The sequence below is a fragment of the Allomuricauda sp. MMSF_3307 genome, from assembly GCF_030733585.1.
Classification (GTDB): Bacteria; Bacteroidota; Bacteroidia; order Flavobacteriales; family Flavobacteriaceae; genus Flagellimonas.
Map to the genome: position 1 here is coordinate 411,393 of NZ_JASHIQ010000003.1, position 25,442 is coordinate 436,834.

Genomic DNA, 25,442 nt, shown 5'->3' on the forward strand with positions numbered 1-25,442 from the left:
CGACCTCATAAATCCAAAAGCGTAAACATAAATTCAGAATCAAATCTTCCCGTATCCGTTCCTCCGTTGTCGTTATCCCCTATGATTACTTCAAAGCTTGAAACCGATTGATTGAGATAGGCAATGCTGGGGTCATCGTTTCCTGCGCCTTCGCGACTGGGTTGTGCAATTTGTATGATGTAGTTGGCATCGGACATCATACCCAATGGAAGATTGACTCGATAATGTCCGGCACCTGCCAGTTTGGTAATGGTTATTCCTGCCGTGGCACGCAATATGGTTCCGTTTGGTGCAATCTTTCCAAAAGCCTTGATGGGGCTTTCGTAATAGGCGCCGCCATCACTTCCGACCGTAATATGATTGTTGGCGTCAGTGGAAATGATTTCTATCGTCTGGTCTACGGCGGATTCGTTGGTATAGGTCACCACTCCGGTCATATTGTCCTGGACCAAGTTGGTTACCGTGTTTTGATCCCCATCGGCAATATCAGCGGGTATGTTGGTGAGGGAGGACCAATCGCCATCAAAATCATCGGTGGTATCACTGTCGTAATTGCTGAGGTCAATTTGGGTGTTCCCAGGATCATCGGAGAGGCTTATAATGCCTCCGTTGAACTCTAGGTTTTGAATTTCATTTTGATTGTCAGCATCTGCATCCTCAACGTTCAGTACTACACTATTGCCATTTGAAATTTCGATATGGCCTGGATTTCCATTGGTGCCCAAGGTCTGTTCATCGGTATTCAGGATGTTGATGACGGTCTCATTTCCGGCTTCATTCGTATAGGTGAACGAGCCATCCATGTTATTGACAAGGGTGGTTACCGTCTCCGGAGCACCATTAAAGGTGGTTTCGTTTCCTTGCCCGTCTTCCAAGGTAATGCTGCCATCACCGTTATCCGTAAACGTGAGGCCGGTCAGCGCTGTACAAAGATTTATCCATTGGATTCCATTGTGATAGTGCAAACAGGCTGTGTCCGAATTATAGATTAAAGCCCCACTTAGTGGATTTAAACCCAGCATTTGTTCATTATTGAGCCGGGTAAGCACGAGGGCCTTATTGGAACTTTCCAGTTCGAGGATGGAGCCCGCGTCTATGGACTCTGGATGGGCACCGATCTTGACCTGTGCAAAAAATATGGTAGGACCAAGCAGCGCCAACAAAAAAAGAAACTTTTTCATTGAACCATAATTTTAGTTCTAATGACTACTGCAAAAGTGTTTGGGAAAGAAGAGGTGGTCTTGCGTGAGGTATTATCTTAGGACCAGCACAAATTTATGAAAAAGAATAAAACGGAAAGAAATAATGTTCAATGGCTTTATCTGTCCAGAAAAAGGAAGCCCGTGTACTGCAACTCTAGGTCGTCCAACGAAACCAAGTAAAAATAGACACCTTCGGGTAGCCCAGCATCTTGGCTCACCACAAAACTTCCCGTGTTGGATACCCCGTTAAATTCGTTGATGTAGTTGAACTTTTCAAACACTTTTTGACCAAAGCGGTTAAAGATACGCAAGCTATTGTTCGGTGATTCTTCCATCCCATCGATGACCAAAAAATCGTTGATGCCATCCCCATTAGGACTCAAAAAATAATTGCCAAGGGTCGGGTTTTCCACGGCAAAAGTATCTGTGGGCAATGGAATGGTACCAAAGGTAATGGCCGCAAAATCGCTCGGAACAAAGGTCTGCGAGGTGATAAACCCCTGTGCAAGGTCGCCACTAATGGCCGAATTTCCAATAATGACCCATTGGTTGGACGCTTTGCTCCAGCCTACCACAATGATGGACTCCAGTGTGGCATTGGGTATGGTGGCCAAGGAGCTTCGGCTGTTCCACGAAATAGTGACCTGTGCAGGCAGATCACTTTGGATGATCCAGAACTCACGGTCCGACACCGTTCCAATATCCCTGACTTTTTGTTCGGTATCGAAACCCTGCAAAATGGTCTCCGGATTGGAAGGGTCCTCAAAAAAATAAGCGCAAACAGCCAAGGGGGTATTGCCTTGGGAATTCAGGATCAGTGGTCTGAGCTGTGCCGAATCGCCCACCGGAAAGGAAAAAACATCCTGATTGGTAATCGCGGCAAAGCCAGTGACCTTGGAGGCATCGCTTTCCCCGGTAAAAAATCCGGTGTCCATAAAATTCAGGTTCACCGCCGAAATGTTCGTTGGGCTTAAAAAGTCCCCATCAATAAAATTGACATTGTTGCGTACCAATAGGGTGTTTTGCAAAAAGACGTTGCCGCTCATCAAAATCTCGGTGTCCCAAAGGGTGGGGGGAATGCTTCCGGAAACAATGATGGGCCTATTGCCATAAAACCCGACGAGTCCGGTGGTCTGGTCAAAATTGCCATCGTTGATAAAATCGGTATGCAGCCCGATCTGGGCATTGTTTTGCACCGTAAAGTTGCCACTATTGTACAGCCCGCTCTGGGCCAAACAAAAAGAGACCGAAAGAAGGGCGGTTATGTGGAGGAGGGGTTTCATTAGTTGATTTGTTGCCAATTGGTTCCATCACTTTGAAGTTGAGTGATTCCAGCGCCAAAATTTGTTTCAACTTCACCTTGACTATCTAAGAAATTTTGGCCACCTAAAGTTGTCACCGTATAATCTGGTGAAGCAATTATTGCCGATGTATCAGGGCATTTGATGATATAAATCCTTCCAGGAGTTGCATTAGCTGGCGGTAGCGTAATGGTCGAATTTCCAGTTATTATAATCGTTTGAATGTCAATGGAAGTTAAATCAATTGAGCCGCTTAAATTGTCAATCCCTGTAGCAAACGATCCCCCTGTTTGTAGAGTGGAAGTTGGATTTCCAGTAGTTTCAACACCGACACTCCCGTTTGTGAAACTTAGGCTTCCAGCGTTAATGTCATATACTCTATTTGCATCAGATTGTGTTAAATCGTTTGTTGCTAATGTTGTATCTACCGCCGCAGCAATGTCTGCAAGTGCCACGGTCGCGGTGTTCCCGTTTTCCAAGGTGATGCTCAGGTCTGTTCCCACGATGCTGAAATCCGTAACCGTCTGGTCGTCTGTGTCCACACCCGCAGCAATGTCTGCAAGCGCCACGGTCGCGGTGTTCCCGTTTTCCAAGGTGATGCTCAGGTCCGTTCCCACGATGCTGAAATCCGTAACCGTCTGGTCGTCTGTGTCCACACCCGCAACAATGTCGGCAAGTGGTACGGGCAACGTTCCATTAGAATCCTCTAATTCAAGATTTGTGCCCACGACCTCGAAACGAGTGTTGATTTCGTTTGTCGGGCTTGAGTCAGCATCATTTACATTTAGATTCAGGACGCTTCCGTTATCAATTTGAATATTTCCTGGATTTCCATTTGTATCAATGTCCTGTTCATCTGTATTATCCAAATATGAACTGAGATCGACTTGATTTCCTGGTGTTGCTGGATTGCTAAGCGTCAAAATATTTGTGGCTAAGTCTAAATCCTGTAACTCATTGGTTGCATCGGTATCATTATCATTAGACTCAGAAGCCAAAATTGCCGCATTCAAAGACTGTAAGTTCACAGCATCCAAAGCATCTACAGGATCAGCAAGATCAACAATCCTATTGTTTCCCAAATCAACATTCGCAGCAGCGGGCCCAAATCCGCTTAAAGGGATATTCGCTTTATCAAGTTTGGCGTTGGTCACCGCCCCGTCAATAATCTTTACGGTGGTCACCGCATCATCCGAAATATCTTCTGTAAGTATGTTGCCATTTAAAATTTCATCCGTGGTCACTGCATCGGTCGCAATCTCAAAAGCGGTGATTCCGCCTTCGGCCACATCCAAAGTCAACGGGTCTGCTTGACTTCCAGCACCATTTACAAGGAGAGTGGCATCGGTAGGACCAACCACCTCATTCCCCACAATACTGTCCAACTGGGTGTTCAGCAGGTCGGTACGGTTCACAAAGTTCCATGCGGTTCCATTGTACATCAACAGGTCGCCAGTATTGGTGGCATCGGCCAAATTCCGTAGTCCTACGGACTTTTCGGCCAATTTGTTATTGGTCACGGATTCGTTCTGCAGTTTGGTGGAACCGTTGATGGACGTATCCACAATGTTCGCCCCCGTAATTCGGTTGACCTCAAAATTATAATTGGTGCTTCCATCTGGGTTGATGGACTCCAAAATGGCAATGGTGTTGTCCCTTGCATTGGGATTTACCTGTTGCAGGGAATCAGCCCTTGTACTCACGGTAAACGAATTGTCCAACTCCTCACAGATATTGATCCATTCCGTTCCATTGTAATAGTGCAAACAGCCTTGGTCCGTATTGTAGACCACGGCACCGGGCAGTGGGGAAATACCGCTCATTTGGGCATCGGTAACCCGGGTAATGACCAAAACACGATTGAAGCTTTGAAGTTCCAATAACGATGCGGGGTTCAAGTTCTGCGGGTTGTCACCGATTTTTACCTGCGCGCTCAGGGAGTTGATCGCCACTAGGCCAATGACCAAATAGACAATGTAAGTTTTCACAGTGTTAGTTATTTGAGGATTTCACCAAACGTAAAAAGCAAAACTAAACTTATGTTCCAATTTTTATCATAAATACCGTCCAAACACGAAATTTACGGGTGAACGGAAAGCACTTTCCTATATTTGGCAACGCAGAATTAACAAAAGTTTAGAACCACTTAATTTTTTATATCGGTGTCAAGGTTTTTCTTTAACTTGTAGTAAACACGTATACATGAAAAATACATTTTTGATAGTGTTCTCTTTGCTCCTGAGCGGCTGGTGCTTAGCACAGGATTCACGCACCATGCTGAGGGGGAAGGTGCTGTATAGGAGTTCCAATGTGCCCAATGAGAATGTTATCAACTCCACTAGTGGGCGGGCGACCATTACCAACGATAACGGTGAGTTTATGATCGAAGTGAAGGAAGGAGACCAGTTGGTATTTACCGCCATCAACTATCAGCTGAAAGTAGTGGATGTCACCCCAGAAATTTTGGCCAATAACCGTTTGGTGGTCGAAGTGGACGAAAAGGTGCAGGAGTTGGACGAGGTGATTGTTACCCCGGAAAACCAAGAACGTTTCCTAGAGGTCAAGAACGAAGACTTTAAACAGTTTGAATACGAAATAGATCGTGGCACAGAGGTAGAAAATGTGGCCAATTCCCGGATTACTCGGGGGATGCGGGACGGTATCAACTTCGTGAACATTTTCAAGGCGCTGTTCAAGTCGCAGGATGAAAGCGGACAGGAAAGGGAGCCTTTAAAGGTAAGCGAGGTACTTCGCCAAGTGTACGACGATGAATTTTTTGTCGTAGATCTTCGACTTCCACAGGATAAAATCGATGCTTTTCTACTATACTGCGACGATAAAGTACCTTCACAGACGCTTCTAAAAAAGGAGAACGAATTTCAGTTGATCGATTTTCTAGTGACCCAGAGCAAAGAATATCTGGCAACCTTGAACGAAGAATGAAAAACTGCTGGCTTGCGGTATTGTTTTTTGTAACCCAATGGGTCGTTGCCCAATCTGGTGAGGAAAAGGTATTGCAGGGAAGAGTGGTCAGCGAAGATAAGGATGTGGTCGGGGTGGTGGTCCAAAATCTAGGCACCCAAAACGCCGTTATCACCGATTTGGACGGGAATTTTGCCATCGAGGTCAGCGTGAACGATACCTTGGTGTTCTCTGCCGTACACTTTCTTAGGAAAATAGTACCTGTCACCGAAACCCTGTACAATTCCAACTTTGTTGAGGTTCCCATGCAGGAGTTTGTGAACGAATTGAAAGAAGTGGTGGTGACCCCTTATAATCTTACGGGAGACCTCACAAAGGACATCGACCGGGTGGTACTGGAAAAAGATGTGACTGCTGAGGCCTTGAATCTGCCCAATGCCCATCGTCGGATACCCACACAGAGCGAACGAAAGCTGCAAGAAGCATCTGCCATGAGCGTAACCGCTGGGGGCGGACTTGGCGGAGCCGGTGGGGGTATGAGCCTGAATCCCATCATCAATGCCATCACCGGACGTACAAAAATGCTCAAGAACCGGGTAAAAATTGATAGAACTTATGCCCAGACCCAAGAAGTGCAAGGATTTTATGGAGATTCCCTGTTTTTGACCACTTTGAAGATTCCCATGGAGCGCATTGACGATTTCATGTATTTCTGCGAAGTGGACGAAGCATTTCAAAATGCGATAGCTTCCGAGGACAAACTGCAAATTTTGGATATCATGATTCGGAAAAGCAGGGCGTATCGGGAGAACAATGATTTGGATTGATTTTTTAGGAGTCGGGAGTGGTAAGTTACGAGTTATGGGATTCATGTTGGGAGTTGACACGAATTTCACGAATTAGCACCAATAGGGTTCTTGTCATTTCGAGCTGTCACCCTGAGCGCAGTCGAAGGGGCAGTCGAGAAATCTTTGTTGGAGTCAAAAGTCAAAAGTCAGGAGTCGGGAGTCAGCAATAGAATATCTAACATCTAAAATCTCAATTCTGTTATCTAAACGAATTTGGCAAGTTAATTGCGTTAGCTAGCATAAAACCGTAACATTGTTTCCCAATTAAAGATTATGATGCGATGAGGAAATTCAAGAAATTAAAAAAGGCATTGCTTCCCATGGTACTTTTTCTAATGGTATCTTTTGCAATAGCCCATAAATTCTACGTCAGCGTTACCAATATTAACTATTCCGAGGATGATGCCGCCTTTCAGATTACAAGCCGGATATTTATTGATGATTTGGATAAACTTCTTAAAGAACGCTATGGAATTGAAGCCAAATTGGCGACACCGAACGAATCCAAGGTGGCAGATGAGTATATCGAAAAATACTTCAGGACAAAATTTTTGGTGGAACTCGACGGGGAACCTGCCAATTATACTTTTCTTGGAAAGCGGTACGACACCGATGTGGTAATCTGCTATTTGGAAATTTCCAATGTCAATTTATCGGAAACCAAAACCATGTCCGTACAGAACGAAATCCTTACCGATCTGTTCGATGAGCAAAAGAACATCGTGCATGTCAAATGGAAGGAAAACAAAAAAAGTTTTGTGCTCATTCGGGAAAACAATAAAGGAATGTTAAACTTATAACCTATTCTTAACAATTGGTTAAAATTAGTTATTTTTCACCCTTATAAAATCAGATAGAAAATGAACAGATTTAAGTATTGCTTTGCTTCCGTGTTGTTCCTTTTTGGTGCCATGGTCATGGCGCAAGAAGAGGGCGAAGTGAAACAGGAACGGGAGCCCGGTCATTACAACCAGAGTAAATTCAAACAATTGTATGAGGAGTTTTCAACTCCCAACACCTATCGGTCCGCCTCCGGGGCACCAGGTCCCGATTATTACCAGCAGCAGGCCGATTATGTAATGGACATCCAATTGGACGACAAGAACGCGAGAATCAGTGGAGAGGAAACCATTACCTATCATAACAATTCGCCAGACGACCTAGAGTTTCTTTGGGTGCAGTTGGACCAAAATGTACGTGCCAAGGATTCCAAATCCCCATTGCGCGATGGAAACGGTGTGAACATTGCCTACACTGCCGATAATTTTGCACAAACCTATATCAGCGAACCTTTTGATGGCGGGTTCAATATCGAATCCGTAACCGATGCCAATGGCAAACCATTGTCGTACACCATCAACCAAACCATGATGCGAGTGAACATTCCGCAGGCTTTAAAGAGCGGTGAGAAGATTTCATTTTCCATCAAATGGTGGTACAACATTCCAGACCACACTGTAAACAGAGCACGTTCGGGATATGAATATTTCCCAAAGGATGGAAACCGTGCGTATGTAATCGCCCAGTTCTTTCCAAGAATGGCGGTTTACAGCGATGTCGAAGGATGGCAAAACCACCAGTTCTGGGGAAGCGGCGAGTTCGCTTTGCCTTTTGGTAACTACGAGGTAAGTATCACGGTACCCGCCGACCACGTGCTGGATGCCACTGGGGAACTTCAGAACCGTGACGAAGTTTTCTCCAAAGAAATGATGAAGCGTTACAAGCAAGCTACCAAGTCGTACGACAAGCCTGTGCTCATTGTAACCCAAGAAGAGGCCGAAGCTGCCGAAAAAGGATTTTCCAACGATACCAAGACTTGGAAGTTTAAAGCAACCAATGTAAGGGACTACGCCTTTGCTACCTCCAGAAAATTTATCTGGGACATGCAGGCCGTCAAAATAGGAAATAAGGATGTGATGGCCGTATCGCTTTACCCCAAAGAAGGAAATCCCCTTTGGGAGGAGCAGTCTACAAAAGCTGTGGCACAGACCCTAAAGACCTATTCAAAACACACCTTTGATTATCCATACCATAAAGCCATATCCGTTCATGCCAAGAACCAAGGAATGGAATACCCAATGATTTGTTGGAACTATGGTCGTCCTAACGAGGATGGTACCTATTCCGATAGGGTAAAGTATGGGATGATCAGTGTGATTATCCACGAAGTAGGACACAACTTCTTCCCGATGATCGTCAACTCCGATGAGCGTCAGTGGGGTTGGATGGACGAAGGATTGGATACCTTCATGCAGTATTTGGCCGAGCAAGAATTTGGCGAAAACTATCCAGATGTTATTGCTCCAAACGAAAAATACCCGTCCAGAAGAGGGGAGCCATCCAAGATTGTTCCCTACATGGCAGGAGACCAGAGTTATATTTCTCCCATCATGTCCAATCCGGAGAACGTGTACCAGCTTGGTCCAAATGCCTATGCTAAGCCAGCCACGGCCCTTAACATTCTTAGGGAGACCGTAATGGGCAAGGAGCTTTTTGACCATGCCTTTAAAACCTATGCGCAACGTTGGATGTTTAAGCACCCAACCCCTGAGGATTTCTTCCGCACCATGGAAGATGCATCTGCAGTGGATTTGGATTGGTTCTGGAGAGGATGGTTCTACACTACTGATTATGTAGACATCGGCGTGAAGGGCGTTAAAAAGTACTACGTATCCAACAAGCCTACCAAGGAAATGGAAAAATATATGGCCGATAGAAATCTTACCGAAGCCGACCTACCACCATTGGTGTACTTGGCCGAGGAAGACAGCGAGGACTTTGAGCCTGAACTGAAAGGAAAGTCGCCAACAGAGACTTCCCAAAACTTGAAGGCATTTATGATGGACAATATGACCGAAGCCGAAAGGTCTCAGGTAAAAGAGCCTAAGTATTTCTACGAAATCACTTTTGATAAGCCAGGAGGTATCCCGATGCCATTGATCGTGGAGTATACCTACGCAGATGGCACCACCGAAAGCGTAACCTATCCACCAGAAATCTGGAGAAAGAACGATGCTGAGGTGAAAAGAGTAATGGCCACCCAAAAGGAGATTGTAGGAATTGTGGTAGACCCCAAATTGGAGACTGCCGATATCGATACCACCAATAACTCATGGCCTAAGAAAGAAGAGAAGTCCGACTTTGATAAGTTCAAGGAGAACATCAAAGGAAAATAAGACTCCAAAAAACTATGTTAAGAGCCCCGTGATTTCACGGGGCTTTTTTTATTTTGAACCTAAGATCTGATTATATTTGTGCCATGCAATTTTTATTCATCAGCGGAGCCGAGATATTTTTCATCCTATTTGTAGTGGTGATGGTGTTTGGTGCGGATAAAATCCCTGGAATAGCCAGGGGGCTCGGCAAAGGAATGCGCCAACTCAGGGATGCCACCGACGATATTAAGCGCGAAATCCAAAAAAGCGCCGACGTGGATACCGACTTTACCAAGAATATCCGAAAGGAAATTGACGATGTCAAGAAGAATGTGAACGAAGTTTCTGGTTCCATCAAACGAGATCTCAATAAATAAATATCCATGTGGGAAAGACTGCTCAAATGGGACAGGGACACTTTTATTTATCTCAATGGGCTGGGTATAGAACAATACGATGTTTTCTGGTCCACGGTCACTCAATTCACCACTTGGATTCCCCTTTTTCTGTTATTTATAGCGCTATTTTTTCTGAAGTTCCCCAAAAAGGAAGCTTGGTATAGGTTTCTGATGGTTTTGGGGCTAGCTGTTTTCATCGGATTGATAACACATGTCACCAAAATTTCGGTAGCGCGGCTACGTCCCAACAATACGGAAGAAATCAATACCCTTATCCGAATACTAAAAACACCCACGGATTATAGTTTTTTCTCTGGACATGCCTCCAGTTCGTTTTCGATTACCATGTTGGTGTTCCTCTTCCTGAGGCACAAAGTAAAATGGGCGATTTTGTTTTTTATCTGGCCCATGCTTTTTGCGATGAGCCGAATTTATGTCGGGGTACACTTTCCTATCGATATTTTGGTTGGAATGCTGGTTGGATTATTGTCTGGCTGGTTGTTTTATGTGCTGTACGAACGATTTATAGTACCCGGCTCAAGGTCAGTCCGTCCCTAATGGGCAAAAGAACGGTCTCCACCCTGTTATCCTCTTTCAATTTTTGATTGTAAGCCAGTAAAGCTTTCGTAGCCTTGTCCGATTTTTGCAAAGGTTCCACCACCTTTCCCGACCAGAGTACGTTGTCCGAAAGAATAATGCTGCCCGGTCTTGTTTTTTGGATGACCGCCTCAAAATAGGCATCGTAATTGACCTTTTGTGCATCGATAAAAACAAGGTCAAAGGTTTGGAGCAAGTTGGGAATAATGTCCAGTGCATCACCAATATGTTGATGGATTTGGGAACCATGCCCGCTTTTATCAAAATACCTCCGCTGCATGGGATAGAGTTCTTCGTTGACCTCAATGGTGTGTAATTCCCCATCTTTTTGAAGCCCCTCCGCCAAACAAAGCGCCGAATAGCCCGTATAGGTCCCGATTTCCAAGATGTACTTTGGGTGGATGATCTTGGACAACATACTCAAGACCCTCCCTTGAAAATGTCCCGTGATCATTCTGGGCTGGATTACCTTTAAATGGGTTTCACGGGTGAGTTCTTGCAACAGTTCCGGTTCGTCCTCCGAATGGTTGGCAATATAAGTTTCCAATATGGGCGATAGGAAATGCATGTGATATTTTTCGCAAAAATAGGGAAAACAACTACATTGGTGTACCTATTAAACAAAACAACTTCATGACATTACCAAAGGTAACGGTTCGGGCGGCGACTATGGACGACCTCCCCGTACTGCTCAATTTTGAACAGGAAATCATTAAGGCGGAACGCCCATTCGATGTGACCATAAAAAGTGGAACCATCAGTTACTACAATATTGGTGCTATGATTCAAGATAGCGAATCCCATGTGGTGGTAGCCGAAGTTGAAGGGAAGATAGTCGCTTCAGGCTATGCCATTCCCAAACAGGCTAGGCATTATCTTAATCATGAACGGTACGCTTATTTGGGTTTTATGTATACCGATGTAGCCTATCGCGGCAGGGGAATCAATGCCCAAATCGTGGAAGAGCTCAAACAATGGTCGCATGCCAAAGGGTTTCAGGAGATTCGGCTTACCGTTTATAATGACAATATTTCGGCCATTAAAGCCTACGAAAAGGTGGGCTTTAAAAAACATATCATCGAAATGCGGTTGGAATAGTTTTCTTTTCGCCACATTACCCCCACAAGTTGTATTTTTGGGACAAACCAAAAGAAAAATGACGTTCCAAAATACACTCGAATTCGCCAAACAATTAGACGCTTCCGATGCCTTGGCCCCGTACCGAAATGAGTTCCACTACCCTCAGGTCAACGGAAAGGATGTGATTTATTTTACCGGCAATTCCCTTGGGCTGCAACCCAAACGAACCCAACGGTTTGTGGACGAGGTGATGAAGGATTGGCGGGAACTCGCCGTGGAAGGACATTTTTATGCCGATAAACCTTGGTGGGATTACCACGAGCGGCTTGCCGAAGGATTGGGCAAGGTGGTGGGAGCCAAGCCCAAAGAGATTTCGGTGATGAACACGCTCACCGTAAACCTTCATTTATTGATGGTTTCCTTTTACAGGCCCACGGCTAAGCGATTCAAGATAATTTGTGAAGAGAAAGCCTTTCCATCCGACCAATATATGCTCCAAAGTCAGGTGCGTTTTCATGGATTGAATCCCGAAGAAACAATTGTAGAGGTAAAAAAGCGGGAAGGGGAGCACGCATGGCGTACGGAAGATATCATCCAAAAAATCCAAGAAGTGGGCGATGAGCTTGCCTTGGTGTTGATGGGTGGCGTTAACTATTACAATGGCCAGGTTTTGGATATGGAAGCCATTACCAAGGCAGGAAAAGATACTGGCGCCTTTGTGGGTTGGGATTTGGCACATGGCGTGGGAAACATCAAACTGCATTTGCATGATTGGGGCGCCGATTTTGCCGCTTGGTGCAGCTACAAGTATATGAACAGCGGGCCTGGTAACGCATCTGGAATATTTATTCATGAAACCCACTTGGGCAAGGAGGATATTCCCCGTTTTGAAGGTTGGTGGGGCAACAAAAAGGAAACCCGTTTTTTGATGAAGCCCGAGTTTGACCCCATTGAGAGTGCCGACGCATGGCAGTTGAGCAATCCGCCCATACTTTCCGTTGCTCCTTACTTGGCCTCCTTGGAGCTTTTTGATGAAGTGGGCATGGATGCGCTTATCGAAAAACAAAAGACCATTGTGGCCTATTTGGAGTTTGTGCTGCACGAAATCGATAAGGAGGTGGATAGTACCTTCGAGATCATCACACCCCAAGATAGAGGATGCCAGCTTTCGGTGTTTTTGCATGGTGAGGGCAGGTCCCTTTTTGATTATTTGATGAAGCACGGTGTAATCACGGATTGGAGGGAACCCAATGTGATTCGATTGGCCCCTGCACCATTTTATTGCTCCTATGAAGATATGTACCGTTTTGGACAGATATTAAAACAAGGCATCCAAACTAAATAACTTCTTTCTTTTACAAGAATTCAACCAACCAGTTCCATTTATGAAGTCCTTACAACTGATTTTGTCCAATCCAAGATATTTTGGAGTTTCATGGGTGTTTACCAGTATCAATATTTGGTTCGGTACATGGGCCATTTATATTCCCACTGTTAAAGAAAAACTGGGGATAGACAAGGCTGATCTGGGCATAGCCCTGTTTTGTCTGTCGCTTGGAGTATTTACCATTATTCCCGTGGCATCCAAATTGATCAACCGGATTGGGGTGGGCAGGGCTTCTTGGCTTGGGGTTATCTTTGTGTCTGCCACCGCCATGCTACCACTCATGGCCCCCAATTATTATCTGTTGATGTTGGCCCTCTACCTATTTGGTGCGGGCAACGGTTTTATCGATATTGCCATAAATACCTTGGTCACTGAGATTGAGAAAGAGGATAAGCAAAACTTCATGTCTGCGGCCCACGGGTTTTTCAGTTTAGGCGGTATTCTGGTGGGACTGGGCAGCTTTTTGATTCCCGTAATCGGAAGTCCAGTGTTGCACATGGGCATAACGGTGGTATTGGTGTTCATCATCAACCTATATTTTAGAAAGCATTACATCCACATTGTAGCAGCGCCCGTGGAAAAGGAACCGTTCAGCTTCAAACTTTTTAAACCCTTGCTGTTGTTGGGAATCATTGGGTTTGTTTCCTTTGGTAGCGAAGGGGCCATCATCGACTGGAGCGCCCTTTATCTCAAGGAAATGACCAAGGCTCCGGAAATGCTCATTGGTGCGGGCTTTTTGGCCTTTTCCACCACCATGACGCTTGGTAGGTTTTTAGGTGATGGCATCAGTGCCCGGATGGGCTCCATTAAGTTGGTGGGGTTGGGTGCGCTGATTGCGGCCTGTGGATATTTTTTAGTACTGACCCAACAAACCACTTGGTCCATAATCGGTTTTGCCCTAAACGGGTTGGGATTTTCGGTAATTGTACCCGAATTGTTCCGTATTGGTGGCAACGTGAAGGGCGTGGATTCTTCCCAAGGTGTAGCCTTTATCGCGGGCTTTGGGTATATCGGGTTTTTGTTGGGCCCTGTAATTCTCGGTTTTATTGCGGAAAGCGCCTCGCTCAATTATAGCTTTATGTTGCTCTTGTGCATGGCCCTGTTGGTTTTTGGGATTACTTTTTTCCTAAGGAGAAGGGGGAGATGAGTATTTATTAATTTAACCCTTTACTAATCTTGGACTTAACTGTTAGGTTTGCTTACTTGGGACTTGTGCGGATGGTAGATATGTCAATGGTCATATTAGGCATTAGTTTTGCCATTTCCTCGCCTTCCTCCTTGCCTTGTTGGTACCTTTCCATTCCACGGACAATTACCTCGGTCATTTCTTTCTGAAGCTCGGCAATCTCTTCTTCTGTAAACTGCACCATATCTTTTTTCGAAAATAGCTTTGTGATTTTTTTCATGTTGTGGGATTCAATATCAACAGGAACCAATTTAACAGCCGCCTTAAGCCCTCCCATTCTAGGAAGTGCCTCTATCATATAAGTTTTTCCGCCTGCTAAATTAGCCTCAACAAAAGATCTGTTTTCGGACCGTGCCCAAAAAAGGTGTTCTCCAGGGTCACACTCATATCGGAGATATTTTCGTCCATTGAATTTTCCAATTGCTCGTTCTCCATCAAAATAAGTGAAATTCACCAGGGACCCCATTGATTTTGCCCGTACAAAATAAACAACAGCTTTGTTGTTGGGCACATTGTCGGAATCTTGAGCTTTAACAGGGGATGCTGCATAAATGGCTAGTAATAAAAAGATGTTCAAAAAATGTTTCATGATAACCGTTGTTCTAATTAAAAACCCAGGTGAAAATAAGTTTAATTGTGCTTGTTCTTTTAGTCTGTGCATTTGGATCAAAACTCTCAAAATCCAAGGTGTTCGCCAGTCCTAGTTCGGATTGGAGCTCAAGGATATAACTGGATTTGCCTTTTGATGGAAATTCTTTTCCCAAACCAGCGGTAAGACCGTAATCCGTACTTTTAAAAGATGAATTAATACCTTCACTTCGAATGGAATCGTCTAACAGAAGACCTATAAATGGTCCGAAACCTATGTGCCAGAGTTCCTTTTGTCCAAAAGGTACTTTAATCAGAATCGGGATATTTAGATAATGGTACTTATCCTTATAATTATATTCCTCCGTAGGCCGGCCCTCATAATTAAAATATATTCCATTTCCATCTACGGTGCGGCGTTCGTAATTTACATTGGCTACCAAGATGATACCAGGGGTAAACTCATATCCATAATGGAGCCCCAATAGAATTCCAACATCATAATTAACAGCTCTTGCAAAATCGTTTCCCCAAAGTGAGGTGTAGGTAGCACCAAAGTTAAGGCCCCAATCACTTTTGTCTTGGGAATGTAGATTATATATGCTGAGGAAGGAAACCGTCATAAAAATGACGATTGATTGCTTAAGGGATAGGCTTGTTTTCAAAGGTTGATTTTGGTTTATCGAAACGAAATTCGATAAATATTTTCTTACAAACAAGTTTGATCAATCGATATTTTGATGATTATACTAGTTTTATCTCTACATGGCATGAAATTCATTTTTAAGAATTTCAAAAGTTTACAAACAATCTAAACGGATTTACTGCGTACTCACAGAAAGCCCTGTAAAGTATAGACTGGTTCCACCCTCCGGTCGGTTATGCTGTTGTGCCAACTGGAGGCCTTCCATCTCCACATAATCTTCCCAAGTGGATACCAAATTCGGCTCCTCTTGGTTGGATTTTCGATAGGCCCACTCCCGAATAACGTAATCGTCCTTGAAATAAAAGTCGTAGGCATCACCAGGAGTGTAGCCGCCTTCGTTGGCGTATACAATGGTCAGCTTTTGCATAGGTTCTTGGCTAATGGGGGCAGTTGCCTCTGCTGTATGCTCAAAGGTATAGTTATTAGCATCCCACATGAGATTAAAGGGGGCCATCAACCAATACCTATCATTGATAAAACCACCATTGGTCTTTAGTGCAATACTATCCATCGCATTCCGGTCATACCTTAAGGTATCCGCACCCGAAATGGCTGTTACTATATTGGTTTTGGGTTCCCAATCCCAGCTACGCTCAAAGTGCATGGAATCCCTGTCCACATTGAACGTAAAAGTGATTCGTTCCACATCCTTCCAATGCTCAAAACCATGGGCCTCCGCAATCCGTTCGGGAACGGTCTTTTCGGTTTCGGTAGTTTCGGCCGCAGTTTCGGTTTTCTTCGGTTCCGTTTTACAAGCGGTAAAAAATAAAAAGGCAAGCAGTCCGGCGATGTAATAGGTCTTCATGTCTGGTTTTTAACCAAATATACTAGGAAAATCCGTTAATTTGCCCCCCATTTTAAAAAGCTGGGTCAAATAAATCTGTTTTTGGAGTGACTTTTTTAAAAAACCTGTTTCTCATACTTATAAGTAACCCCGACAAAGCGTTTTTGGAAAAGGAAGACTTATACGTGCAGCTATCTGATGAGGAATTGGTGAAACAGATTGTTGCGGACAACGACCCCATGCTTTTTGGAAAGTTGTACGACCGCTATGCTACAATGGTCTATAACAAATGTTACGGATTCGCAAAATCCGCGGACGAAGCGGAGGATCTCACCCAAGATGTGTTCCTTCAGCTTTTTATCAAACTTCGAACCTTTAAGGGCAAATCGAAGTTTTCTACATGGCTCTACTCATTTACCTATAATTTTTGTGTCAATTATGTCAACCGGAACAAACAACTGAAAATACGGGACAAGTCCGTTCAGGTGGAAACTTCCGAACATAAGCTTACCGAAGAAGTGCCCGATGAGAGCTTGTTTGAAATGAAAGCTGACAAACTCAAAAAGGCATTGGAGCTGATTGCGGCAGAAGACAAATCGTTGCTGCTGTTAAAATACCAAGATGGGGCCAGCATCAAAGATCTGGTCTCCTTGTTGGAGATTGGGGAAAGTGCGGTGAAAATGCGCATTAAAAGAGCAAAGGAACGACTAGTGGAAATCTATAATACCTTGGAATAGATGGCAAAGAAACACAAAAACCCATTTAAGGAACTGGAGGCCTCCCTACACGAGGCCCCTCCCGAAATGAAGCAAAAGGTCATGAACGACATTGCGGCGGCAAAGTTGATCATGGATATGGCTTCACTCTTCTCCATCAATCTGGGGGGTGCTTTGCGCAAACTATTCAGAACCATGGGAAACAACTAATCAACTTAACAGAACACTATAAATAAACAACAACTATGGAGACTATTAACGAATGGAAAAATGTGACCCTTGATTCACTATCGGGAATGGGCAAAGAGATTGCATCTGCCTTTCCTAAAATCTTGGGGGCCTTGGTCATTTTGTGCCTAGGTTGGATTGTCATCAAAATTGTACTGTTCCTATTAAAGAAAATCCTAAAATTGGCCAAAGTTGACCTGCTCAACGATAAGATCAATGGAATGCAGGTCGCCGGGAAGGGCGAACTCAATGTGGATGTCATAAAAATCATATTGGGTTTTGTGCGATGGTTTTTGATTTTGGTCTTTTTGATTGTGGCGGCTGATATTTTGGATTGGAAGATCATTTCACAGGAAATAGGCAACCTTTTACATTACTTGCCACAATTCTTTAGTGCATTGGCCCTATTGATGCTCGGGTTTTATATTGGAAACTACGTGAAGAAGACCATCAAGCGGTTGTTCGATTCCCTTGAGTTTGGCGGTTCCAATATTGTGAGCAACCTGTTCTTTTACGTGATTGTCGTTTTTATGTCCATTACAGCATTGAACCAAGCAGGGGTAGATACTACCATTATCACCAACAACATTACCCTGATCATGGGTTCCTTCCTATTGGCATTCGCTTTGGGGGTAGGGTTGGGGTCCCGCGAGATCGTGGCCGATATCCTTAGGGCATTCTACACCCGCAAGACCTATGTGGTGGGCGATAGAATTGTGATCAACGGAGATGAAGGGACCATAAAGGCCATTGAGAACAACAGCCTTACCCTAGAGACCAAGGAGGGAAAATTTATCATTCCGATAAAGGATGTGGTTTCCCAAAAGGTGGAGATAAAATCATAATCGGGTCATTGTGGCGAACAAGTGCCTCAACTTCCTTGGAATTTGATTATTTTTGAAGTCTTACAATAGCTATATAATGAGTTCAAAAAAAGGAAAAGTTCAGGAATTGATCCAAGAAAAACTGTTAGAGGACCGAAAAGTGTTCCTTTGGGGCCAAGTAGATGACGATTCTGCCAAGCATGTCATAGACAGATTGCTCTACTTGGATATGTTGAACCATAAGGAAATCCAATTGATCATCAACAGCCCAGGGGGATACGTAACCTCCGGTTTTGCCATTTACGATACCATCAAGCAAATCAAAAGTCCGGTATCTACGGTATGCTCTGGTTTGGCAGCGTCCATGGGATCCATACTGTTATCGGTAGGGGAAAAGGGAAGAAGGTTTATACAGCCGCATGCCCGAGTGATGATCCACCAACCCAGTGGTGGCGCAAGGGGACAAGCCTCCAATATCGAAATCCAAGCAAGGGAAATCATCAAGACCAAAGAATTGGGCGCCAAGATCCTTTCGGAAAACTGTGGCCAACCTTATGAAAAGGTGATGAAGGATTTTGATCGTGATTATTGGATGAGCGCCGAAGAATCCGTGGAGTACGGGATCGTGGATGAAATCCTGAAATAGGAAAACAATAGTTCCAAAAAAGTGAAAAGTCCTTCGCAATGCATTGTGAAGGACTTTTTATATATAGACGCCGAAGCGGAATATTTTAAAGATATACGGCGGGGCAGCTACTCTCGGATATTAAAGAATCGTTAAAATCAAAATTCATCCGGATGGGCTATCACTTGTTGGGCCCTTTCCCTTAACTCTTTCAATTCATCGTTGCTTTTCTTTTCCAGCAAGCTCAACATCATCGACATGCGTTGGTTGTTTTTGAAATGAGCTTTTTTCTCATCCAAGAAATTCCAATACAGCGCATTGAACGGGCATGCTTTTTCATCTGTCTTTTTAGTATGGCTGTAGTGGCATTCCTTACAATAATTGCCCATTTTGTTGATGTAGTTGGCACTGCTTACATAGGGTTTGGTGGCCACAATGCCTCCATCGGCAAATTGGCTCATCCCCCTGGTATTGGTAATTTCCACCCATTCAAGAGCATCGATGTACACTCCGAGGTACCAGGCGTCCACTTGATCGGGGTGTATTTGGGTCAACAACGCATAATTGCCTATCACCATTAATCTTTGAATATGATGGGCGTAGGCATCGTCCAAACTTTGGGTAATCGACTTCTGCAGACAGTTCATTTTGGTCTTGCCCGTCCAGAAAAAATCTGGTAATGGATTATGGTTATCCAATTCGTTCAATTGGGCATATTGGGGCATCTCTTTCCAGTAAATTCCTCTCATGTACTCGCGCCAACCTAAAATCTGGCGTACAAATCCTTCTACTTGCGAAATATGGATATCGTTTTTGTGATTATGGTAATGGTTTACAACAGCATCCACAACCTCTTTTGGGGAAAGCATTTTGCTGTTCATCGCAAAGGACAATCGGGAGTGGAACAGGTATTTTTGCTCCGTATGCAATGCATCTTGATAATCCCCGAAGTAAGTCAGTAGATCGGAACAGAAAAAGGCCAACAGTTTTTTGCATTCCTGGTAGGAAGTAGGCCATGCAAAGTTTTTAGGGTCGATATTGCCGAAGGTCTCCACTTCGGCCTTTTTGATTTCTTCCAAAATAGCACTAACATCATTGTCGAAGGAAAGTTCCTTGGGAATGTTGGGCGAACCATCCCATTTTTTCCGGTTGCTCTGGTCAAAGTTCCATTTTCCGCCTTCGGGCTGGTCGTTTTCCATTAAAACATGGTGTTTTTTCCGCATCATGCGGTAAAAGCTTTCCATGATCAATTGTTTTTTGCCCTTGAAGTGATTTTTGAGTTCGTCGCGTGACGTATAAAAATGTTCGGTGTCAAAAGCCTCACTGGGAATGGAAAGGGTTTGGCAAATATCCTTAAGCTGCTTGTCCAATCGATATTCATCCGGTAATTGGTACTCAAATTTTTCTATTTGCCGCGTTTCGATTACTTGGTTGATGAGGTCGGGCAAGTTTTGCGGATTCTCCTTGTCGGTTATGGTGAAATACATCACTTGATGGCCATTGTTTTCCATAGTGTTTGCGAAATTTCGCATGGCACTAAAAAAGCCAACGACTTTCTGGATATGGTGCTTTACATAGTCGGTCTCCTGACGCATTTCCGCCATTAGGTATACATGGTCATCGCTTGTTTCGTGGAACCAGCTATGTGAAAGGTTGAGTTGATCGCCAAGGATCAGTCGAAGTTTTTTCATGGATTAAAATAAAGAGTGTTGCAGCCACAGCCTTTGGAATTTTCCATTGGAATCGTACATCTCTGCTTGCCGTTTGGTATTGAAGGTCCGATTCCTGGGGTCGTTTCCAACGCCGCTATTGTACATCCAGTTGCCCCAATTGCTGTGTACATCGTAATCGATGAGCATTGCTTCAAAATAGGAGGCACCGATACGCCAGTCTTGTTGCAGGTGTTTGGACCAGTAGCTAGCCACGTTCTGTCGGCCACGGTTGCTCATCCAACCCGTTTCCTTCAGCTCTATCATATTGGCGTTGACAAAATCATCATCCGTTTGCCCGTTGATCCAATCATGTTGGGCAGCTTTGTTGTTGTGCCAATCATATTCGTTTCCAAGGATACCATCAATTTTAAAGATCTGGTTCTCGTGCTTTAAGGATACATATTTAAAGTAATCACGCCAAATCAGCTCAAAGATGAGCCAATAGGTGTCCTGGTTTTTCTTTACCTCTTTCTCAAAACGCTTTACTTCCCAATAAATCGTTCGAGCGGAAATACTACCATTGGCCAACCAAGGGGAAAACTTGGAGCTGTAATCCGTGCCCACAAGTCCGTTTCTGGTCTTTTTGTAGTAAGCCAGTTTTTGGGTATCCCAAAAATAATGTTGCAAGCGTTCGAGTGCCTCATCCTCACCACCTTTAAAAGGAAAGGCCGACCTTTGGTCCATTTCAAAGTGGGGAAAACCGAGTTCTTCCAAAGTAGGCATTTTGGGAGTTTCTTCAACGAGGTTATCTGTTGGGAATGGTTGTGGAGCGTCAAAACAAGGCCTTACTTCGCAATGTTTTTCGCACTTTTTACGGAAAACCGTAAATACCTGCGGAATCTTTTCGTAAGCTTCAAAAGGAATATCTTCTGGATGAAACAGAAATTGGTCAAAGGTTTCATAGAATTGGATATTTTCCGGAACCTTTCGCTTTACGTTTGCTATAACAGTAGTTTCTTCCGAAGTCCATTCCTTTTGTAGATAAATGGTATCTATTTGAAAGCGTTCCACCAATTCTGGAATGCGATTTTCTGGTTGCTTCGGATAGATCAGCAGGCTAATGTTTAGAGTTTTTAACCTCTTTTGAAGCTGTTGAACTGTTTCCAAAAGAAATTTTGCCCGAAACCGCTCCGTCTTCTTAAAGCCAAATGGACCGATTTCATAATGTCTAGGGTCAAAAAAATAGACCGCAATCAGTCTATCGGCCTTTGAAGCCAAATGCAAGGCCTCGTTGTCTGATACCCGTAAATTATTTCCAAACCAAAGCAGGCTAGTGTTCATGTTTATGCATGTTTTTTCTGCAACGCTCGCTACAGTACACCACTTGGTCCCAATCCTTTTTCCATTTTTTTCTCCAGGCAAAGGGCCGTTGGCAAACGGGACAGATTTTGGTGGGAAGGTGCATTTTTTTGTGTGCCACGACGTATAATTGTTTAACAAAAATACATAAAAATTAAACAAAAATATATGTATGTGGTGGAAAGCTTGGAATCGCCCCGTCGTAACGACCAAAATGCTTATTTTTATCGTTTTAATCAGAATTCGCCCACTGGGCATTTATGGCACAGACTCCAAAAAATATAGCCATCATCGGTTCCGGATTGGTGGGTTCCCTGTTAGCAATTTATCTACGAAGAATTGGTCACACCGTGACCGTGTTCGATCGAAGACCGGATATTCGAACCATTAAGTTTTCAGGAAGATCCATTAACCTTGCCATGAGCAATAGGGGATGGCGTTCCTTGGATGAGGTTGGTATTGGTGACCGAATTAAGGATATTGCCATTCCGTTGGACAAACGGGCAATGCATGTGAATGACAAACCTGTTTACTTTCAAAAGTACGGAAAGGAAGGGGAGGCCATTTGGTCCATTTCCAGAGGGATATTGAACAAACGGATGATCGACCTGGCCGAAGAAGCTGGTGCGCAGTTCCGTTTTAATGAAAAGGTTTGGGATGTTGATTTGCCCGAAGCAAAGATTTTTACCGGGGAATCCGAAAAAAGTGAATGGAAGGAGTACCGTTTTGACCTGATTTTTGGTTGCGATGGTGCTTTCTCAAGGGTACGGCACAAAATGCAGCGACGAAGTCGCTATAATTATTCCCAGGAGTTTATTGATGTGGGCTATAAAGAGCTCACCATTCCCGCCAATGAAGATGGCACGCACAAACTGGATAAAAATTCATTTCATATTTGGCCAAGGGGCGAGTTTATGCTCATTGCTATGCCCAATATTGATGGAAGCTTTACCTGTACCTTGTTTTTGCCTTTTGAAGGGGAGGTTTCTTTTGAAAGCCTCCAAACCGAAGGGCAGGCCAGGGAATTCTTTAAAACGTACTTTCCCAACGTGCGCAAGGTGATCGAGGACCTCACCAAAGACTTTTTCAATAACCCTACCAGTGCCATGGTCACCATGAAATGCTACCCATGGACGTATTGGGACAAAGTGGCTCTAGTGGGTGATTCTGCCCACGCCATTGTACCCTTTTATGGGCAGGGCATGAATGCCGGGTTCGAGGATATTTACGTACTCGACCAACTCATGCGGCAACACGGTGATGATTGGGAGACCATTTTCTCCAAATACCAAGAGGAGCGAAAGCCGAATGCGGATGCCATTGCGGAATTGAGCTATCGGAACTTTGTGGAGATGAGCAGTAAAACGGCCGACCCTAAATTCCTATTGCAAAAGAAGATTGAAAAACACTTTGCTGCAAAATATCCCGATAAATGGATTCCGGTGTACAGCCGTGTAACATTTTCGGACAGGCCCTACGCCGAGGCCTTGGCCATTGGGGACCAACAGGAGGAGATAATGCAAAAGGTGATGCAAATGCCCAAAATTGAGGAAAAGTGGGATTCTCAAGAAGTGGAGGATAAAATCTTGGAGTTTTTGGAACAGTAGGATGTCAACTATTCCATCTTGAGCACAGTCGATAAACTCTTTCTTCTGTTGTTTGGCACAAATAGCATGAATTTCAGCTAATTAGCGCGGGATGCCGAAACTAGTTCGGCATCACGTATTTCTTGGAACGTTTTTTCTATGAGTTGTTATGTCGAGCGCAGTCGAGACATCTTTTTATAACGGTCGTGTGATACCAATTTCATTTTTTTTTGAGAGATGAAAGGATTTAAGATTTCCTGCGGTACTTCGAATTCGTTCGGCACTGGACCTGGCATTGCCTGCTTTGTATTTCTCAAAGGTAGCCCTCATTTCGAAATGACTGTACCAACAAAAAAAGCCACCCGAAAGGTGGCTTTTTTTTGGTATAGAAATATTTTGGATTATAGCTTAGTAAAAAGCTTTTCCATGCGTTCTTGTTCTTCTTCGGCCAATAACGGGTCAACCAAAATTCGACCACTGTGCTCATCGGTAATGATTTTTTTGCGGGATGCAATCTCTACCTGAACCTGTGGTGGAATGGTGAAAAAGGAACCTCCAGAAGCTCCACGCTCTACGGGAACTACGGCCAGACCATTTTTTACGTTCTGACGGATTCTTTTATAAGCCTGGATCAAACGCTCCTCAATCTTGTCCTCGTATTCCTCGGACTTTTTCAAAAGGGCCTTTTCTTCTTTTTCCGTTTCGGCAAGAATGGCGTCCAACTCACCTTTTTTGTGTTTTAGGTGACCTTCGCGCTCGGATAATTTTTCCTTAGTGGCAGCGATGACCTCTTTCTTCTGCTCGATCTGCGCCTTGAATTCCTTGATGTTCTTCTCAGCTAGTTGAATCTCCAATTCCTGGAACTCCACTTCCTTGGTCAGCGAGTTGAATTCTCGGCTGTTCCTTACGTTTTTCTGCTGCTCGCTATATTTTTTGATAAGCGCTTTGGCCTCGTCGATCAGGTTTTTCTTGGCAGTGATTTCGTAGTTGATGGTCTCAACATCCGTTTTCAATTTGTCCATTCTGGTCTTAAGACCAAGAACTTCGTCTTCCAAGTCCTGTACCTCCAAAGGCAATTCGCCTCTAACGTTGCGGATTTCATCCACTCTGGAATCAATGAGCTGTAAGTCGTACAATGCTCTCAACTTGTCTTCCACAGTGCTTTCTTTCTTGTTCGCCATATATGTTATAAATACTTGATGGGATTCGTTATACTCTCCGATAAAGAGACTGCAAAATTAGGAATTTTTTTCGTAAGATAATCAACCAATAAATCTTTTGTAAACTGCTCAGTTTCAAAGTGCCCCATATCGGCGATTACCAATTGGTTTTCGGCTTGGTAAAAATCGTGGTATTTCATGTCGGCTGAGATGAAAATATCCGCTCCAGCCTTCTTGGCGGCACCAATGGCAAAAGCACCACTACCGCCCAACACGGCCACTTTATTGACTTTTTTGCCCAGTAATGCGGAGTGGCGGACCACTTTGGCATTCAAGCGTTCTTTGGTACGTATCAAAAACTCTTTCTCGTCCATTTCCGTATCCAAGGTACCGATCATCCCCATGCCCAAATCCTGATTGCTATTTTCCAGCGTCAACACTTCGTAGGCCACTTCTTCGTAAGGGTGGGCTTCAAAAAGGGCGTTTAAAATGGATTTTTCCCTTTCAAAGGAGTAAATAACATTGATTTGCGCCTCCTTTTCAAAATGGACCTCACCTAATTTGCCAACGGTAGGGTTGGCCCCGTTACCTGCTTTAAAGCTGCCCGTGCCTTCCAAGCTGAAACTGCAGTCGCTGTAGTTGCCGATTTCTCCAGCGCCAGCTTTGAAGAGTGCCAGTTTAACGTTTTCTGCATCGGCAACAGGTGCGTAGGTCGTCAATTTTTTGATGCTCTTGGATCTCGGAATCAAAATTTGCGGATTTTTGATGCCCAATACTTCACAAATTTTGGCATTGACCCCCATTTTGCTGTTGTCCAATGCCGTATGCATACTGTAAATGGCAATATTGTTGGCAACGGCCTTTAGTACTACCCGTTCCACATAGGTGGCACCTGTTAATCTTTTAAGTCCCTTAAAGATGATGGGATGGAAGCTGATGATCAGATTACATTCTTTAGCTATGGCCTCATCGACCACATTTTCCAAGGTATCCAGTGTTACCAATGCCCCTTCCACCTTCATGTTGGGGTCGCCGACGAGCAGCCCTACGTTGTCAAAATCTTCGGCGTGGGCCAAAGGAGCTAGTTCTTCAAGCACTTTTGCGATGTCGTTAACGGTCATTTTAAAATTGTTAAGTG

Annotated in this window: 26 protein-coding genes; 14 read left to right on the top strand and 12 right to left on the bottom strand. The window is 44.1% G+C overall.

The features are described 5' to 3' along the window. Positions 1-5: 5 nt before the first annotated feature. The 3 genes from RBB12_RS10185 to RBB12_RS10195 all read right to left on the bottom strand — a co-directional run bounded on the left by RBB12_RS10185 (position 6) and on the right by RBB12_RS10195 (position 4,491). Positions 6-1,181, bottom strand: a complete 1,176-nt coding sequence (locus tag RBB12_RS10185; protein ID WP_306013540.1) for a hypothetical protein — start codon at positions 1,179-1,181, stop codon at positions 6-8. 137 nt (positions 1,182-1,318) lie between these two features. Next, positions 1,319-2,485: a gliding motility-associated C-terminal domain-containing protein gene (locus tag RBB12_RS10190; RefSeq protein ID WP_306013539.1), complete on the bottom strand. Its 1,167-nt coding sequence runs from the start codon at positions 2,483-2,485 to the stop codon at positions 1,319-1,321. After that, on the bottom strand, positions 2,485-4,491 hold the full coding sequence (locus RBB12_RS10195; protein WP_306026651.1) for a hypothetical protein: 2,007 nt from the start codon (positions 4,489-4,491) through the stop codon (positions 2,485-2,487). The genes RBB12_RS10190 and RBB12_RS10195 overlap by 1 nt, the downstream gene beginning before the upstream one ends. A gap of 214 nt (positions 4,492-4,705) precedes the next feature. Here RBB12_RS10195 and RBB12_RS10200 point away from each other — a divergent pair, with 214 nt between their 5' ends. The 6 genes from RBB12_RS10200 to RBB12_RS10225 all read left to right on the top strand — a co-directional run bounded on the left by RBB12_RS10200 (position 4,706) and on the right by RBB12_RS10225 (position 10,384). Beyond that, a complete protein-coding gene (locus RBB12_RS10200) occupies positions 4,706-5,446 on the top strand; it encodes a carboxypeptidase-like regulatory domain-containing protein (protein ID WP_179385154.1) in 741 nt (246 codons plus the stop codon). After that, positions 5,443-6,252 (top strand): carboxypeptidase-like regulatory domain-containing protein, encoded by an 810-nt coding sequence (locus RBB12_RS10205; protein ID WP_306013535.1) that lies wholly within the window; start codon positions 5,443-5,445, stop codon positions 6,250-6,252. Before RBB12_RS10200 ends, RBB12_RS10205 begins: the two co-directional genes overlap by 4 nt. A 302-nt stretch (positions 6,253-6,554) precedes the next feature. Next, entirely contained in the window at positions 6,555-7,073 is a 519-nt protein-coding gene (locus RBB12_RS10210; RefSeq protein ID WP_306013534.1) for a DUF6702 family protein, read from the top strand. Positions 7,074-7,133: 60 nt separating this feature from the next. Next, the gene (locus RBB12_RS10215; RefSeq protein WP_179385151.1) at positions 7,134-9,449 is read left to right on the top strand and encodes a M1 family metallopeptidase; all 2,316 of its coding nucleotides are present in this window, start codon (positions 7,134-7,136) and stop codon (positions 9,447-9,449) included. An 83-nt stretch (positions 9,450-9,532) separates the two neighbouring features. Beyond that, a complete protein-coding gene (locus RBB12_RS10220; RefSeq protein ID WP_179385150.1) occupies positions 9,533-9,805 on the top strand; it encodes a twin-arginine translocase TatA/TatE family subunit in 273 nt (90 codons plus the stop codon). A 6-nt stretch (positions 9,806-9,811) separates the two neighbouring features. Continuing rightward, positions 9,812-10,384 carry a phosphatase PAP2 family protein gene (locus tag RBB12_RS10225; protein ID WP_306013533.1) on the top strand — a complete coding sequence of 191 codons (573 nt, stop codon included), beginning with the start codon at positions 9,812-9,814 and terminating at the stop codon, positions 10,382-10,384. On the opposite strand, the gene RBB12_RS10230 is transcribed toward RBB12_RS10225, so the two are convergent. Then, positions 10,350-10,991 (bottom strand): O-methyltransferase, encoded by a 642-nt coding sequence (locus RBB12_RS10230; protein ID WP_306013532.1) that lies wholly within the window; start codon positions 10,989-10,991, stop codon positions 10,350-10,352. The two genes, RBB12_RS10225 and RBB12_RS10230, sit on opposite strands and share 35 nt — an antisense overlap. 65 nt (positions 10,992-11,056) lie before the next feature. Here RBB12_RS10230 and RBB12_RS10235 point away from each other — a divergent pair, with 65 nt between their 5' ends. From RBB12_RS10235 to RBB12_RS10245, 3 genes are read left to right on the top strand one after another with little or no spacing between them, the layout of a single operon-like run. Continuing rightward, positions 11,057-11,521 (top strand): GNAT family N-acetyltransferase, encoded by a 465-nt coding sequence (locus tag RBB12_RS10235; RefSeq protein WP_306013531.1) that lies wholly within the window; start codon positions 11,057-11,059, stop codon positions 11,519-11,521. 58 nt (positions 11,522-11,579) lie between these two features. Then, entirely contained in the window at positions 11,580-12,848 is a 1,269-nt protein-coding gene (gene kynU / locus RBB12_RS10240; protein ID WP_306013530.1) for a kynureninase, read from the top strand. A gap of 40 nt (positions 12,849-12,888) precedes the next feature. Further along, entirely contained in the window at positions 12,889-14,037 is a 1,149-nt protein-coding gene (locus RBB12_RS10245) for an MFS transporter (RefSeq protein WP_306013529.1), read from the top strand. Positions 14,038-14,089: 52 nt separating this feature from the next. Here RBB12_RS10245 and RBB12_RS10250 read toward each other — a convergent pair whose 3' ends face one another. From RBB12_RS10250 to RBB12_RS10260, 3 genes are all read right to left on the bottom strand, one after another. Next, complete coding sequence (locus tag RBB12_RS10250) at positions 14,090-14,755, bottom strand: hypothetical protein (RefSeq protein WP_306013528.1); 666 nt, start codon at positions 14,753-14,755, stop codon at positions 14,090-14,092. Beyond that, positions 14,679-15,287: an outer membrane beta-barrel protein gene (locus RBB12_RS10255; protein WP_293283526.1), complete on the bottom strand. Its 609-nt coding sequence runs from the start codon at positions 15,285-15,287 to the stop codon at positions 14,679-14,681. Before RBB12_RS10255 ends, RBB12_RS10250 begins: the two co-directional genes overlap by 77 nt. 198 nt (positions 15,288-15,485) lie before the next feature. Next, entirely contained in the window at positions 15,486-16,175 is a 690-nt protein-coding gene (locus RBB12_RS10260; RefSeq protein ID WP_306013527.1) for a hypothetical protein, read from the bottom strand. An 86-nt stretch (positions 16,176-16,261) separates the two neighbouring features. Here RBB12_RS10260 and RBB12_RS10265 point away from each other — a divergent pair, with 86 nt between their 5' ends. The 4 genes from RBB12_RS10265 (at position 16,262) to RBB12_RS10280 (ending at position 18,568) form a co-directional block, all read left to right on the top strand. Further along, a complete protein-coding gene (locus tag RBB12_RS10265; RefSeq protein ID WP_306013526.1) occupies positions 16,262-16,891 on the top strand; it encodes an RNA polymerase sigma factor in 630 nt (209 codons plus the stop codon). Beyond that, positions 16,892-17,080, top strand: coding sequence for a hypothetical protein (locus RBB12_RS10270; protein ID WP_179385140.1), 189 nt, complete (start codon positions 16,892-16,894; stop codon positions 17,078-17,080). A 35-nt stretch (positions 17,081-17,115) separates the two neighbouring features. Further along, a complete protein-coding gene (locus tag RBB12_RS10275) occupies positions 17,116-17,943 on the top strand; it encodes a mechanosensitive ion channel family protein (RefSeq protein WP_306013525.1) in 828 nt (275 codons plus the stop codon). Between the two features lie 76 nt (positions 17,944-18,019). After that, positions 18,020-18,568, top strand: coding sequence for a ClpP family protease (locus RBB12_RS10280; protein ID WP_179385138.1), 549 nt, complete (start codon positions 18,020-18,022; stop codon positions 18,566-18,568). 137 nt (positions 18,569-18,705) lie between these two features. On the opposite strand, the gene RBB12_RS10285 is transcribed toward RBB12_RS10280, so the two are convergent. Genes RBB12_RS10285 through RBB12_RS10295 form a run of 3 tightly spaced genes read right to left on the bottom strand, consistent with a single transcriptional unit; the run spans position 18,706 to position 21,664 of the window. Next, positions 18,706-20,238: a cryptochrome/photolyase family protein gene (locus RBB12_RS10285; RefSeq protein WP_306013524.1), complete on the bottom strand. Its 1,533-nt coding sequence runs from the start codon at positions 20,236-20,238 to the stop codon at positions 18,706-18,708. A 3-nt stretch (positions 20,239-20,241) separates the two neighbouring features. Beyond that, positions 20,242-21,540: a DASH family cryptochrome gene (locus tag RBB12_RS10290; protein WP_306013523.1), complete on the bottom strand. Its 1,299-nt coding sequence runs from the start codon at positions 21,538-21,540 to the stop codon at positions 20,242-20,244. Then, positions 21,530-21,664 carry a DUF2256 domain-containing protein gene (locus tag RBB12_RS10295; RefSeq protein ID WP_306013810.1) on the bottom strand — a complete coding sequence of 45 codons (135 nt, stop codon included), beginning with the start codon at positions 21,662-21,664 and terminating at the stop codon, positions 21,530-21,532. Before RBB12_RS10295 ends, RBB12_RS10290 begins: the two co-directional genes overlap by 11 nt. Positions 21,665-21,818: 154 nt before the next feature. Here RBB12_RS10295 and RBB12_RS10300 point away from each other — a divergent pair, with 154 nt between their 5' ends. After that, positions 21,819-23,165 carry an NAD(P)/FAD-dependent oxidoreductase gene (locus RBB12_RS10300; protein ID WP_306013522.1) on the top strand — a complete coding sequence of 449 codons (1,347 nt, stop codon included), beginning with the start codon at positions 21,819-21,821 and terminating at the stop codon, positions 23,163-23,165. A gap of 380 nt (positions 23,166-23,545) precedes the next feature. Here RBB12_RS10300 and RBB12_RS10305 read toward each other — a convergent pair whose 3' ends face one another. Continuing rightward, positions 23,546-24,325, bottom strand: a complete 780-nt coding sequence (locus RBB12_RS10305; protein WP_179385134.1) for a zinc ribbon domain-containing protein — start codon at positions 24,323-24,325, stop codon at positions 23,546-23,548. A 5-nt stretch (positions 24,326-24,330) separates the two neighbouring features. Next, positions 24,331-25,425 (bottom strand): Nif3-like dinuclear metal center hexameric protein, encoded by a 1,095-nt coding sequence (locus tag RBB12_RS10310; RefSeq protein ID WP_306013521.1) that lies wholly within the window; start codon positions 25,423-25,425, stop codon positions 24,331-24,333. Positions 25,426-25,442 lie beyond the last annotated feature (17 nt).

Excerpts from the sequence above, each read along its gene's own strand:
- RBB12_RS10220 (WP_179385150.1), top strand. The coding sequence starts at position 9,533 with ATGCAATTTTTATTCATCAGCGGAGCCGAGATATTTTTCATCCTATTT.
- RBB12_RS10255 (WP_293283526.1), bottom strand. The coding sequence starts at position 15,287 with ATGACGGTTTCCTTCCTCAGCATATATAATCTACATTCCCAAGACAAA.
- RBB12_RS10295 (WP_306013810.1), bottom strand. The coding sequence starts at position 21,664 with ATGCACCTTCCCACCAAAATCTGTCCCGTTTGCCAACGGCCCTTTGCC.
- RBB12_RS10230 (WP_306013532.1), bottom strand. The coding sequence starts at position 10,991 with ATGCATTTCCTATCGCCCATATTGGAAACTTATATTGCCAACCATTCG.
- RBB12_RS10210 (WP_306013534.1), top strand. The coding sequence starts at position 6,555 with ATGAGGAAATTCAAGAAATTAAAAAAGGCATTGCTTCCCATGGTACTT.
- RBB12_RS10285 (WP_306013524.1), bottom strand. The coding sequence starts at position 20,238 with ATGAAAAAACTTCGACTGATCCTTGGCGATCAACTCAACCTTTCACAT.
- RBB12_RS10185 (WP_306013540.1), bottom strand. The coding sequence starts at position 1,181 with ATGAAAAAGTTTCTTTTTTTGTTGGCGCTGCTTGGTCCTACCATATTT.
- RBB12_RS10270 (WP_179385140.1), top strand. The coding sequence starts at position 16,892 with ATGGCAAAGAAACACAAAAACCCATTTAAGGAACTGGAGGCCTCCCTA.
- RBB12_RS10300 (WP_306013522.1), top strand. The coding sequence starts at position 21,819 with ATGGCACAGACTCCAAAAAATATAGCCATCATCGGTTCCGGATTGGTG.
- RBB12_RS10260 (WP_306013527.1), bottom strand. The coding sequence starts at position 16,175 with ATGAAGACCTATTACATCGCCGGACTGCTTGCCTTTTTATTTTTTACC.
- RBB12_RS10225 (WP_306013533.1), top strand. The coding sequence starts at position 9,812 with ATGTGGGAAAGACTGCTCAAATGGGACAGGGACACTTTTATTTATCTC.
- RBB12_RS10190 (WP_306013539.1), bottom strand. The coding sequence starts at position 2,485 with ATGAAACCCCTCCTCCACATAACCGCCCTTCTTTCGGTCTCTTTTTGT.
- RBB12_RS10310 (WP_306013521.1), bottom strand. The coding sequence starts at position 25,425 with ATGACCGTTAACGACATCGCAAAAGTGCTTGAAGAACTAGCTCCTTTG.
- RBB12_RS10205 (WP_306013535.1), top strand. The coding sequence starts at position 5,443 with ATGAAAAACTGCTGGCTTGCGGTATTGTTTTTTGTAACCCAATGGGTC.
- RBB12_RS10215 (WP_179385151.1), top strand. The coding sequence starts at position 7,134 with ATGAACAGATTTAAGTATTGCTTTGCTTCCGTGTTGTTCCTTTTTGGT.
- RBB12_RS10280 (WP_179385138.1), top strand. The coding sequence starts at position 18,020 with ATGAGTTCAAAAAAAGGAAAAGTTCAGGAATTGATCCAAGAAAAACTG.
- kynU (WP_306013530.1), top strand. The coding sequence starts at position 11,580 with ATGACGTTCCAAAATACACTCGAATTCGCCAAACAATTAGACGCTTCC.
- RBB12_RS10305 (WP_179385134.1), bottom strand. The coding sequence starts at position 24,325 with ATGGCGAACAAGAAAGAAAGCACTGTGGAAGACAAGTTGAGAGCATTG.
- RBB12_RS10275 (WP_306013525.1), top strand. The coding sequence starts at position 17,116 with ATGGAGACTATTAACGAATGGAAAAATGTGACCCTTGATTCACTATCG.
- RBB12_RS10200 (WP_179385154.1), top strand. The coding sequence starts at position 4,706 with ATGAAAAATACATTTTTGATAGTGTTCTCTTTGCTCCTGAGCGGCTGG.
- RBB12_RS10245 (WP_306013529.1), top strand. The coding sequence starts at position 12,889 with ATGAAGTCCTTACAACTGATTTTGTCCAATCCAAGATATTTTGGAGTT.
- RBB12_RS10235 (WP_306013531.1), top strand. The coding sequence starts at position 11,057 with ATGACATTACCAAAGGTAACGGTTCGGGCGGCGACTATGGACGACCTC.
- RBB12_RS10290 (WP_306013523.1), bottom strand. The coding sequence starts at position 21,540 with ATGAACACTAGCCTGCTTTGGTTTGGAAATAATTTACGGGTATCAGAC.